Consider the following 11,856-nt stretch of genomic DNA (forward strand, 5'->3'; position numbering starts at 1 on the left):
ACTAATTTTTGACGGGTCAGGTAAAATTCGGTTTTTTGCCCGATTGCAACCTGTATGGAAAAACTGGATGTTTTAAATAATTACCTGTTTCTACAGAAACGAATCAGTATACCCGGACTGGGGACGCTTCATATGGAGCGTTTGCCCGCCAGAACTGATTTTGTTAATACCCGGATTTTGTCGCCCCTCTACAGATTTCGATTTGATCAGTATTTTGATGCTCCCGATAAGGATTTATTTGGCTACCTGGCAAATCGGCTGGGTGTGCCTGATTTTGAAGCTATCAAATGGTACAATGAATTTGCCTATGGTCTTCGGGCAAAAATCAGGGCAAATGAAGTAGCCAACTGGCCGGGATTGGGAAATTTTGTAGCCGATGAAAAAGGGGAAATTTCATTTGAAACGGAAACACCTTCTTTTGATCTTCCTGCTCCGGTTACCGCCAATCGCGTTCTTCGCGAACATGCAGAACATTCCATTCTTGTTGGTGATCGGGAAGTAATAGCTTCTGACTTGTCTGACGGACAAACAGATGATGTTTATATTGAACGAGGTTCCTGGTGGATTGCTGCCCTGATTCTGGCAGCCATCGCAATAAGTTTTGCTGTATTTCATTATTTCAGGCAGGATGCCGGTGTTCGTACCAGTGGAAATCAGCAAAAAGTTCCTGTATATCAGATGCCATCCACCAGTAGAAATCTTAACCACTGATCATGGCATTGATTCATTACAGTACTTGTCCGGTTTGCAGCAGTACATCTGTTAAGGAATTCCAGGTTATACCCGATTATTCTGTTTCCAAAGAAATATTTTCTGTTTGGAAATGCGAATCCTGTTCATTTCAGTTTACCCAGGATATTCCTGATCAGGAATCAATAGGAACCTATTATCAATCAGCTGACTATATTTCACATAACGATACAAAGAAGGGAATCATCAATACATTGTACCATTGGGTCAGGAAATATACCCTTCGTTCCAAGAGCAGGCTGATAGTGGAAGTAAGCGGACGAAAATCGGGACATTTGCTGGATATCGGTGCTGGTACTGGAGCCTTCCTGCATACCATGAAACATGCAGGATGGCAGGTTACCGGTCTTGAGCCGGATGCAGGCGCGCGTTCCATAGCGCGTGATAAATATCAATTGCAATTGCTGGAGCCGGATAGCCTGTTTCGATTGGAATCAGGAAGGTTTGATGTGATCTCCATGTGGCATGTGTTGGAACATGTACATGCCTTGCAGGAATATGTAAAAACAATTGTTCAGTTATTGAAACAGGATGGCCGGTTGATTGTGGCAGTTCCCAATTATACATCCGGCGATGCAACCTATTATCAGAATTTTTGGGCAGCATATGATGTGCCACGTCACCTGTATCATTTTTCACCCGCTTCCATGCGCAGGTTGATGGAGTTACCTGGACTGCAGATTGAAAAAACAATTCCTATGTGGTTCGACAGCTTCTACGTAAGTATGTTAAGTGAAAATTATAAAAACGGAAAACCCAATCATGTCAACGCTTTTTTGCAGGGCTGGAAGTCCAATCAAAAAGCCATGAGAGATAAAGAGAAAGCAAGTTCACTGATTTACGTAATGCGAAAAACCTAATTAAAGCTTACTTCAAATAAGACCGGCCAGAGTTTACCTGTTATATAAATTTTTCCGGAAGCAGCATCATAGGCAATGCCATTTAAAACTGCATCTCCATTATTATAATCCGTGTTTTTGAAATATTGTTGTTTCAGTGAATCCAGCAGAGTTGACAAATCTGCCTTACCTACCACCTGGCCGTTTGATGGATCTATTTTAAGAATAAAATTCGTCTGCCATCTGTTTGCATAGATATAGCCATTTATAAATTCCAGTTCATTTAAATTATTTACCGGGCCATATTGGTCGGAAACAGTAAGAATGCGGGAGGTGGTAAAATTCTCCGGATTCAGAAAATACAGGTTGCTGGAGCCATCCGACAAAATCAGGTTAGTGCTGTCGTGGGTTAATCCCCATCCTTCTGTTTTAATCTGAAATTCTCCGGTTTTTTTAAGTGTAACAGGGTCATAAATAAAGCCGGCTTTTTCTCTCCAGGTTAGTTGGTATAATTTATCATTAAAGACCGTTATCCCTTCCCCAAAATAAGCGGTACTCAGCTTTTGTGTAAGATTAGCCTTACCCGAAGGCAGGTCAATTTTTGAAATTCTTGATTCATATGGATTATCCCCGGGTTTGCCGCCTGTGCCCTCCAGCAATTGACCTTTATACACAACATATCCCTGCGTATAAGAACTGGTATCATGCGGGTAGGTATTTACCAGATTCACCTGGAAACTGGCGGGTGGGGGGAGGGTATTGGCCGGCTGGGAAGGGGTTGATCCGGCAGGTTCCCCTCCATTATTACAGGCAACAAGGCTTATAGCCAAACAGCTGGCGGAAATACAGGCTGGTATTGATTTCATTCTAAACATGCAGGCAAAGGTACCAATCCGACCATTTCCATTCGGCTAAAAACTCCAAAAAATATGTTACTACTCTTTGAATTTCAACAAAAAAGCCCTTGTTTTACAATTCTTCTCTGAATATCCTTTGACAAACTTCGTCAAAATCTACCCGATGAATTTCTGTTGATCCACGCTATGATTGGCCGTCTTAATACCCTTTTTCATGAGACGGATCATTATACTCTTTCTGTTGATATCTGTGCCTGCCTGGCTTTTCGCTCAAAAAGAGTGTGCCCAGGACAGCAGGCCGATTCATGGAAATTATTCTACTTCCGGGAATTACTCCAACGTCGGTTTCAATACTTCTTCCATAGAAACTACTTCCACAACAACTTCTTCCATTTCAACTTCTTCCGCAATTTCTTCTGTTCCCTTAGCGCCGGTACTGGTGGTGCCTGCACAGATTGTAGTGCCCGTTGTAGTGCATATCCTGCAATCCGGATCGGTAGCAGTTTCAGATGCACAGGTTCAGGCACAGTTGGATGCACTTAACCGTGATTTTCAGGCTGCCAATGCCGACCTGGTTCGGGTTCCGGATCGTTTTAAGCAACTGGTGGCCAGCTGCATGATTCGTTTTGAACTGGCAAGAGTGGATCCGGCAGGCAAACCGACTACCGGAATCCTGCGGGTAAAAACCGGGGTTACCATGTTTTCCATGGATGACCGTATCAAGTATAGTTCCAAAGGCGGGGATAATGCCTGGCCATCTGCCCATTACCTTAATATATGGGTTGGCAATATGGTGGGAGGTATCATGGGCTATTCGAGTATGCCGGGTGATCATCCGTCCACCGATGGAGTTGTGTTGAACCACCAGGTTTTTGGTACCCTTAATAAACAGGGTCGATATACGCTTGGCCGGGTGGCAGTTCACGAAATCGGCCACTGGCTGGGACTTAAACATATTTGGGGCGATTCATATTGCGGAGATGACGGGATTGATGATACCCCGAAGCAGAAAGGCTATAACAGGGGATGTCCGTCTGGTATTCTCAATACCTGCGGAGATGATCCGAAGGGTGATATGTACATGAATTATATGGACCTGACCGATGATAGCTGTATGTATATGTTTACATTGGGTCAGAAAGCGAAAATGCGTTCCGTTTTTGATGTCAATGGAGCCCGGAACAGTCTGTTGGCCGGCCTCGCCCTGCAAACCGACGGCGATCCCATTGATCCCAACTGGGGACAATCGGATCCATCCGAAATCAAGCCCCAGCCATTACAGATTTTCCCTGTTCCCGCCTCCACGGTGATCCGCGTGGAAATAACGGATTTTGAAAAATTTAAACAAAAGAAACTATTCATTTATTCCCTAATGGGCCAGCAGATAATGCAGGTACCTATCCGTGGAAATCAGGTTATCGTTCCCATCGGAACGCTTACGCCCGGGCAATACCTGATCAAAACCGATAAGGCAGGACAGCCGGTAGGGAAGTTTGTTAAGATGTAGGAAGAGGGAGAGGGGGGAAAAGAGAGGGGAGGAGAAGGGGAATGGTTTCGGGGTGGTTGAGGTTGTTAGATGGTTGTACAAAGTTTGGTTATAATAGTGTTTTGATAGGATTTTGCAGCAGGTACTCCTAAGGTAATCGAAGATAGAACAAGTCGAAACAAAGCCGGAACAGAGCTGAAAAAGAGACGAAATAGAGCCGAAAATTAGCCGATAATGATAATAGAGCTGGCGTACAACGAATGGGAATTGTGGGGAAGGGGAGGATAAAGGGAAACTAAAGCGTGGGGAAAGGGAAGGCAAATCGAAGCTAAAACGATGTACGGAAGAAAACGGAGGATAACGAAGGATTACGGAGGATAGCGCCTGCGTGAATTTCCATAATAAGTTATATGAATCTGTCTTTCAATTGTTTATGAAAATTCGTATTGGCTCACAGGTCTTTTAATTGGCTCATTTCCCCAATCAATTGGCTCATCGCTCAATAATGAACCTCCAGGTTAAAACCTGCTTACATAAAAAAAGCAGCCCAATCAGACTGCTTCTTTTTTTGTATCTGGAGATCCAGATCCTATTGTAAGTTATACTCTCGATTCTTTTGAGTCTTTCGAGTCTTTCACCTTTCACGTCTCACCTCTCTCCTTTCACCTACAAATGTATCGCTTCTCCGTACGCCACTTCAATTGCATCTTTAATGCCCTCGCTGATGGTTGGGTGCGGGTGGATGCTGTTGAGTACTTCGTGGTAAGTGGTTTCCAGTTTGCGGGCAACAACGGTTTCAGCAATCATCTCGGTTACATTGTAACCAATCATGTGCGTACCAAGCCACTCACCGTATTTGGCGTCGAAAATTACTTTTATAAAACCTTCAGTAGCACCAGCCGCCTGTGCTTTTCCTGATACACTTAATGGGAATTTACCCACTTTAATTTCATATCCGGCTTCTTTGGCAGCTTTCTCCGTAAATCCGACAGAAGCAATTTCAGGTGTGCAATAGGTACAACCCGGAACATTGTTATAATCCAGTGCTTCCGGCTGATGATGGTATTTTTTCTCTGCGTAGCCGATATTTTCAACACAGATAATTCCTTCTTTTGAAGCAACATGTGCCAGTGCCTGTCCGGGTACACAATCTCCGATTGCATACACACCTGGAACACTTGTCTGGTAAAATTTATCAACTACAATTCTACCCTTATCTGTTTTAATACCGTTTTCTTCCAGGCCGATGCCTTCAATATTGGCAACCACACCGGCAGCACTCAATACGATATCAGCTTCCAGCGTCACTTCGCCATTGGCAGTCTTAACTTTCGCTTTTACGCCGGAACCGGAAGTATCAACTGATTCAACCGATGCATTCGTCATTATTTCGATCCCGGATTTTTTGTAGGATTTTTCCAGTTCTTTGGAAATATCTTCATCTTCTACCGGAACAATTCTAGGCATGAATTCAACGATGGTAACTTTAGTTCCCATGCTGTTATAGAAATAAGCAAATTCAACGCCGATAGCGCCGCTACCAACCACAATCATTGATTTTGGCTGCTGCGGTAAAACCATTGCTTCGCGATAGCCGATCACTTTTTTACCGTCCTGTTTCAGGCTCGGTAATTCCCGGCTGCGACCACCTGTTGCGATGATGATATGTTTTGCTTCAACCACTTCTTTGGTACCATCTGCTTTGCTTACTTCCACTTTTCCTTTGCCCTGTACTTTTCCGAAACCCATGATCACATCGATCTTGTTTTTCTTCATCAGGAACTGCACCCCTTTACTCATTTTATCTGCAACACCCCGACTGCGTTTGATTACTTTTTCAAAGTTTTGCTTACCGCTCGCTTCAATACCATAAGCTTCTGCATGTTTGATATATTCCATAACCTGAGCGCTTTTCAGCAGCGCCTTGGTTGGGATACAACCCCAGTTCAGACAAACGCCACCCAGACTTTCTTTCTCAATAACGGCTGTTTTAAAACCCAACTGTGATGCACGGATAGCGGCTACATAACCGCCGGGTCCACTACCAATCACAAGAACGTCGTATGCCATAATCTATAGTTTAATTATAGGTTGAATTAATAGTACCTGATTTGCGAAACTAACTTACCCGGCTCAAATAGCCAAACCACTAGCGGTTGGCATCATTCATCCGGATTTTGCGGCCTTTATAGGTTTTTCCATCAATAGCCTTGATCATTTTAGAAGCTGCAGCTTTATCAACTTCCACCCAGCTGTTCATTTCCTTCATATCAATGCGACCTAAAGACTCCTTTCTGAGTTCACTCATATCAAGAATAAACTGCAAAAAGCTGGCTTTGTAAAAACCATCTTTCGTACCAAGATTAACAAAGAGTTTGGTAGTATTGGATGGACCTTCATATGCGCGTCCACGCACAGCTTCTCTTCCTCTTCCGGCATCACCCCGCTGACCAAAATCACGGCTCGGCTGTTGTCTTAATCTATTGCGATCTTCCCTGATATTCAGGTCTTCTGCATTATCATAATATTTCAGAAAGCGATCAAATTCCATTGCAGCTACCCGCTTAAGGATATCTTCCTTGCTCATATCAGCAAACTTTTCTTCCAGCATGGGAACATAGGTTTCGTAGTTGCCATGGCTGATATCGGTTTCCAGCAATTTGTCCATGAAGTAGAAAAACTGTTTGCGGCAAACATCCTTACCAGTTGGAATTTCCAACTTATTGAAAGGTGCCTGAACGATCTTTTCTATCTGACGTAAACGGAATGTCTCACGACTATGCACAATTGACATACAGATTCCGGTTTTACCGGCACGTCCGGTACGTCCGCTTCTATGTGTATACACTTCTATATCATCCGGCAATTCATAATTGATTACGTGCGTAATTTCTTTCACATCAATACCTCTTGCTGCCACATCGGTTGCAATCAGTAACTGCAGGCTTTTATCACGGAATTGTCCCATTACTTTGTCGCGTTGTGCCTGGGTAAGATCACCGTGCAGGGCATCGATATCGTACCCTTCGCGGGTCAGTTTTTCAGCAATATCCTGCGCATCCAGTTTGGTACGCGTAAAAATAATTCCATACATACCCGGATTAAAGTCAATGAGACGCTTCAGTGCTTCATAACGGTGTTGGGCAGAAGTAATATAATACTGATGATCAATGTTTTTATTGCCGGTATTTACTTTACCCACCTGCACTTCCTGCGGATCTTTCATATAGCGCTTGCTCACCTTTTTGATTTCAGGTGGCATGGTAGCACTGAACAACCAGGTACTTTCCCGTTTTGGTGTGTTTTTCAGAATGAATTCAATATCATCCTGGAATCCCATATTCAACATTTCATCTGCCTCATCCAGCACAACGTATTTAATTTGCTCCAGATTGATTGCTTTCCGCTCAATCAGATCAATCAGACGACCTGGAGTTGCAACCACAATATGGACACCGCGCTTAATATCGCGGATCTGTGCTCCAATAGCAGTACCACCATAAACAGCTACCAAATTGATGGAGGGTTTAAATTTTTTAAACAACTCCATTTCAGTAACAATCTGCATGCAGAGTTCGCGGGTTGGACAAACAACCAGCGCCTGTGGGTATTTATCAGCGGGTGAAATCAATTGTAAAAGAGGTAATCCAAAGGCAGCCGTTTTTCCGGTGCCGGTTTGTGCAAGTCCCACTAAATCAGTGGTTCCGCTAAGCAAAATCGGGATTGCTTTTTCCTGAATCGGGGTAGGTGTTACAAATCCAAGGGCTGTCGTCGCTTTAACCAATTGCTCATCAAGTCCTAACCCATCAAATGTTATCATATATCAAAATTTGCGCAAAGGTAAGATATTAAACGCACTACATTTGCAGATTATGAAACTTGACGTACTAGCCATTGGAGTTCATCCGGATGATGTGGAACTGGGTTGTTCTGGCACCATCATCAATGAAATAAAGCGGGGAAAAAAAGTAGGGATTCTGGATCTTACCCAGGGAGAACTGGGAACCCGGGGAACAATTGAAACCCGGTATGCGGAAGCTGCAGAAGCGGCAAAAATAATGGGTGTTCATGTCCGTGAGAACCTCAAAATGAAAGATGGTTTCTTTGCAAATGATGCGGCACATCAGTTGCAACTGATTCGTGTACTTCGGAAATATCAACCTGAAATAGTGCTGTCCAATGCTTTGGAAGATCGACATCCGGATCATGGGCGGGCGGGTAAACTGATTGCGGAAGCCTGCTTCCTGGCCGGACTGATCAAAATTGAAACCAGCGACGATGCGGGTCAGTTACAGGATCGCTGGCGTCCCAAATATGTGCTGCATTATATCCAGGATCGTCTGCATGAGCCAGACTTTCTGGTGGATATTTCAGATGTTTTTGATCAGCGAATGAAAGCAATCGAAGCCTATTCCACCCAGTTTTATAATCCGGATATGGAAACTGAAGGACCAACCACCTATATTTCCACCCCTGATTTCCGGGAATCTGTGGTGGCCAGGGCAAGAATGCTGGGGAAAAGGATTGGAGTTCGGTTTGCGGAAGGATTTACCACGCAGAAAACATTGGGAATCAGTAGTCTTGATGCATTGATTCAGAACGAGACCTAATATTAACAGTTTTAGGGTAAACAGAAATTTCCATCGTGCCGGATTTTCGTACCTTTATCCCTTATTTTGTATTTCGAACCTGTTATTTATCTCATGGTTACTCCAAAGTTTAGCTCCACCGCTCAGTCTTTTCATTCTGAATTAAAAAGACGAATCAATCAGTATTTTGAAGAAAAAGGAAAGTCCACAACCGGAAATATGACCCTTTACACAAAGGCGATTATCCTGTTGGTTGCTTTTGTGTTTACCTATGTACACCTGGTGTTTTTTACCCCGGTAACCTGGGTAGCCATCCTGGAATGTTTGTTGTTGGGTGGAATTGTTTCCGCCATCGGTTTTAATATCATGCACGATGGTGCGCATGGTAGTTTCAGTAAATACAAGTGGTTAAATCAGGTGGCTGCATTTTCCCTGAATGTACTGGGAGGAAGTAGTTTTATGTGGAATGTAAAACACAATGTGATTCACCATGCCTATACAAATGTAGACGGACTGGATGATGATATTGATATCCAGCCCTGGATGCGGATGAGTACCACTCAGCCCAAATACAAATTTCACAAGTACCAGCACCTTTATTTCTGGTTGCTTTATTCCCTGTTGTATATCCTCTGGATTTTCGTATTGGATTATACCAAATACTTCGCCAGCAAGATCGGAAGCATGCCATTGAAAAAAATGAAATTAAGTGATCATATCACTTTCTGGTCGTTCAAAGTATTTAATCTCTTCCTGTATGTGGGATTGCCGATTTATATGCTGGGTTTCACTTCCTGGTTGGTTGGCTTCCTGGTATTCACCATGTTTGCGGGATTCGTACTGAGTATTGTATTCCAGTTGGCACATACCGTGGAGCATACCGCTTTTCCGGTGCCGGATGTTGAAACAGGCCGATTGGAAGATGAGTGGGCTGTTCACCAGTTGAAAACCACCGCTAATTTTGCCACCGGTAATAAAATTGTTTGCTGGCTGGTTGGCGGATTAAATTTCCAGGTGGAACATCACCTTTTCCCCAAAATTTCACACGTACATTATCCTGCCATCAGCAAGATCATCAAGAAAGCCTGTGCTGAATACGGTGTGCCTTATATTGAGTACCCAAAAACAAGGCTTGCTATCGCATCACATGTTTCCTTCCTTAAACAGATGGGACGGGCCTGATAGTCGGGAACTCTTCTTACATTTGGCGCTCAAAATTCAAGTGAATGTCAACTGTACAGGTAGGCATGGTGCAGATGAGATGTACCGCCAATAAAGAAGAAAATTTACAAAAAGCTATAGCGGGAGTTAAACAGGCCGCTGCAAAAGGTGCACAGATTGTGTGTTTGCAGGAACTGTTTACCTCCCTTTATTTTTGCGATGTGGAAGATTATGCCAATTTCGAACTGGCAGAACCCATTCCTGGTCCGTCTACAGAAACCCTAAGTTCGGTGGCCAAAGAACTGGGTGTGGTGATCATTGCAAGTTTATTCGAAAAAAGAGCGCAGGGATTGTATCATAATACCACGGCGGTGCTGGATGCGGATGGGAGCTATCTGGGCAAGTATCGCAAAATGCATATACCCGATGATCCGGCATATTACGAGAAGTTTTATTTTACACCAGGTGATTTGGGGTACAAGGTTTTCAAAACAAAGTTTGCCACCTTTGGCGTGCTGATCTGCTGGGATCAATGGTATCCGGAAGCAGCCCGTATAACTGCATTAATGGGCGCTGAAATTCTATTTTATCCTACAGCAATAGGTTGGGCAACTTCACAGGATGAAGCAACCAATACAGAGCAATATAATGCCTGGCAGACCATACAGCGCAGTCACTCTGTTGCCAATGGAGTACATGTGGTTAGTGTGAACCGGGTTGGATTTGAGCAGGATGGTGCCATGAAATTCTGGGGAGGTTCCTTTATCAGTAATCCATTTGGAACGGTACTATACCAGGCATCCTATGAAGAAGAAGAAGTAACTGTACTTGGGTTGGATCTCTCCAAAACCGAGCGTTATAGAACCCATTGGCCGTTTATGCGCGACAGAAGAATTGATTCTTATCAGCCAATAACCAAACGATACATTGATGAGTCTTAATACACCGGCCGAACTGGGTTATTATTTTCCGGCAGAATTTGCACCACACAGGGCTACCTGGCTAAGCTGGCCACATAAGGAAGCAAGCTGGCCTGGAAAAATCCACACGATATTTCCATATTATGCCGAATTCATTAAATGGCTGGCAAAAAGTGAAAGGGTCTGCATAAATGTGCGGGATGAAGCAATGAAGTCCTTTGCCTTGTCTCATTTGGAGAAAGCTGGCGTGGATCTTACTCAGGTTGATTTCTTTTTCTTTCCCACCAATGATGCCTGGTGCAGGGACCATGGTCCGGCTTTTTTGATCAACCCTGCTGCTGACAAACCCAAAGCAATTGTAGATTGGGGGTACAATGCCTGGGGGGGTAAATATCCTCCTTTTGATTTGGATGATGTAATTCCAACCCGAATAGCAGAACATTTTGGTTTGCCGGTATTTCATCCGGGTATAGTGATGGAAGGCGGTTCAGTAGAATTTAATGGAAAGGGAACCGTTTTAACGAGCACAGCCTGTTTGTTGAACCCCAACAGAAACCCAACACTTAATCAGGAAAAAATTGAATGGTACCTGCAGCAATATTACGGCGTGCAGCAGGTATTATGGGTGGATGAAGGTATTGTGGGTGATGATACCGACGGACATATAGATGATACCGTTCGATTTGTAAATGAGGATACGGTATTGACGGTGATTGAAGAAAACAAGGGAGATGAAAACTATGAATTGTTGCAAACCAATTTAAAGCAGTTACAGCAAATGCGACTGCTGAATGGTAAACAGGTAAATATTGTTGAACTGCCCATGCCCGATGAATTGGTCTTTGATGATCAGCGGTTACCCTGTTCCTATGCCAATTTTTATATCGCCAATAAATATGTAATTGTTCCAACTTTCCGTTCTCCCAAAGATGAGAAAGCTTTGCGCATCATTCAGGAATGTTTCCCGGATCGTGAAGCCATCGGAATAGATTCTACTGAAATCATCTGGGGCCTCGGCAGTTTCCATTGCCTGAGCCAGCAGGAACCATTGGAGGTGAAAAGTGAAAGGTGAGAGGTGAAAGGAGAGAGGTGAAAGGAGAGAGGTGAAAGGTGAAAGGTGATGGGGATTTTTCCATTCGGGTAATAATTTATTTTAGTCCGGGCCTTCTACTTTTCCTCCCTTTCCTCCTTTTTCCCCTTCCCCTTCTGTTCACTCTCCAACCCTCCTGCATTACCATCTCTTCCACAGCTTAT

The 11,856-nt window shown here is 43.7% G+C and carries 10 protein-coding genes; 7 read left to right on the forward strand and 3 right to left on the reverse strand.

Annotated features, from left to right (window positions below):
• Window positions 1-54: 54 nt before the first annotated feature.
• Both B2746_RS10300 and B2746_RS10305 read left to right on the forward strand, forming a co-directional pair.
• Window positions 55-711: a hypothetical protein gene (locus tag B2746_RS10300; RefSeq protein ID WP_290793094.1), complete on the forward strand. Its 657-nt coding sequence runs from the start codon at window positions 55-57 to the stop codon at window positions 709-711.
• Between the two features lie 2 nt (window positions 712-713).
• Window positions 714-1,610 (forward strand): class I SAM-dependent methyltransferase, encoded by an 897-nt coding sequence (locus B2746_RS10305; protein WP_290793096.1) that lies wholly within the window; start codon window positions 714-716, stop codon window positions 1,608-1,610.
• On the opposite strand, the gene B2746_RS10310 is transcribed toward B2746_RS10305, so the two are convergent.
• Window positions 1,607-2,455 (reverse strand): glutaminyl-peptide cyclotransferase, encoded by an 849-nt coding sequence (locus B2746_RS10310; RefSeq protein ID WP_290793099.1) that lies wholly within the window; start codon window positions 2,453-2,455, stop codon window positions 1,607-1,609. The two genes, B2746_RS10305 and B2746_RS10310, sit on opposite strands and share 4 nt — an antisense overlap.
• Window positions 2,456-2,660: 205 nt before the next feature.
• On the opposite strand from B2746_RS10310, the gene B2746_RS10315 reads away from it, so the two are divergent.
• Window positions 2,661-3,953 carry a M43 family zinc metalloprotease gene (locus B2746_RS10315; protein ID WP_290793102.1) on the forward strand — a complete coding sequence of 431 codons (1,293 nt, stop codon included), beginning with the start codon at window positions 2,661-2,663 and terminating at the stop codon, window positions 3,951-3,953.
• A 645-nt stretch (window positions 3,954-4,598) separates the two neighbouring features.
• Here B2746_RS10315 and lpdA read toward each other — a convergent pair.
• Together lpdA and B2746_RS10325 are read right to left on the reverse strand one after the other, a co-directional pair.
• Window positions 4,599-6,002, reverse strand: coding sequence for a dihydrolipoyl dehydrogenase (gene lpdA / locus B2746_RS10320; RefSeq protein WP_290793105.1), 1,404 nt, complete (start codon window positions 6,000-6,002; stop codon window positions 4,599-4,601).
• Window positions 6,003-6,081: 79 nt separating this feature from the next.
• Window positions 6,082-7,752 carry a DEAD/DEAH box helicase gene (locus B2746_RS10325; RefSeq protein WP_290793107.1) on the reverse strand — a complete coding sequence of 557 codons (1,671 nt, stop codon included), beginning with the start codon at window positions 7,750-7,752 and terminating at the stop codon, window positions 6,082-6,084.
• A 52-nt stretch (window positions 7,753-7,804) separates the two neighbouring features.
• Between B2746_RS10325 and bshB1 the strand changes: the two genes are divergently transcribed.
• The 4 genes from bshB1 to B2746_RS10345 all read left to right on the forward strand — a co-directional run bounded on the left by bshB1 (window position 7,805) and on the right by B2746_RS10345 (window position 11,674).
• On the forward strand, window positions 7,805-8,542 hold the full coding sequence (gene bshB1, locus B2746_RS10330; protein WP_290793111.1) for a bacillithiol biosynthesis deacetylase BshB1: 738 nt from the start codon (window positions 7,805-7,807) through the stop codon (window positions 8,540-8,542).
• Between the two features lie 93 nt (window positions 8,543-8,635).
• The gene (locus B2746_RS10335) at window positions 8,636-9,703 is read left to right on the forward strand and encodes a fatty acid desaturase family protein (protein ID WP_290793113.1); all 1,068 of its coding nucleotides are present in this window, start codon (window positions 8,636-8,638) and stop codon (window positions 9,701-9,703) included.
• A gap of 44 nt (window positions 9,704-9,747) precedes the next feature.
• Window positions 9,748-10,623 (forward strand): carbon-nitrogen hydrolase, encoded by an 876-nt coding sequence (locus B2746_RS10340; RefSeq protein WP_290793115.1) that lies wholly within the window; start codon window positions 9,748-9,750, stop codon window positions 10,621-10,623.
• The gene (locus tag B2746_RS10345; RefSeq protein WP_290793118.1) at window positions 10,613-11,674 is read left to right on the forward strand and encodes an agmatine deiminase family protein; all 1,062 of its coding nucleotides are present in this window, start codon (window positions 10,613-10,615) and stop codon (window positions 11,672-11,674) included. Before B2746_RS10340 ends, B2746_RS10345 begins: the two co-directional genes overlap by 11 nt.
• The last annotated feature ends 182 nt before the right edge of the window (window positions 11,675-11,856 follow it).

The organism is Flavihumibacter sp. UBA7668 (assembly GCF_002483205.1).
Classification (GTDB): Bacteria; Bacteroidota; Bacteroidia; order Chitinophagales; family Chitinophagaceae; genus Flavihumibacter.

Bases quoted from the DNA above. Each gene is read 5' to 3' on its own strand.
- B2746_RS10345 (WP_290793118.1), top strand. From the start codon at position 10,613: ATGAGTCTTAATACACCGGCCGAACTGGGTTATTATTTTCCGGCAGAA.
- lpdA (WP_290793105.1), bottom strand. From the start codon at position 6,002: ATGGCATACGACGTTCTTGTGATTGGTAGTGGACCCGGCGGTTATGTA.
- B2746_RS10310 (WP_290793099.1), bottom strand. From the start codon at position 2,455: ATGAAATCAATACCAGCCTGTATTTCCGCCAGCTGTTTGGCTATAAGC.
- B2746_RS10300 (WP_290793094.1), top strand. From the start codon at position 55: ATGGAAAAACTGGATGTTTTAAATAATTACCTGTTTCTACAGAAACGA.
- B2746_RS10325 (WP_290793107.1), bottom strand. From the start codon at position 7,752: ATGATAACATTTGATGGGTTAGGACTTGATGAGCAATTGGTTAAAGCG.
- B2746_RS10305 (WP_290793096.1), top strand. From the start codon at position 714: ATGGCATTGATTCATTACAGTACTTGTCCGGTTTGCAGCAGTACATCT.
- B2746_RS10335 (WP_290793113.1), top strand. From the start codon at position 8,636: ATGGTTACTCCAAAGTTTAGCTCCACCGCTCAGTCTTTTCATTCTGAA.
- bshB1 (WP_290793111.1), top strand. From the start codon at position 7,805: ATGAAACTTGACGTACTAGCCATTGGAGTTCATCCGGATGATGTGGAA.
- B2746_RS10315 (WP_290793102.1), top strand. From the start codon at position 2,661: ATGAGACGGATCATTATACTCTTTCTGTTGATATCTGTGCCTGCCTGG.
- B2746_RS10340 (WP_290793115.1), top strand. From the start codon at position 9,748: ATGTCAACTGTACAGGTAGGCATGGTGCAGATGAGATGTACCGCCAAT.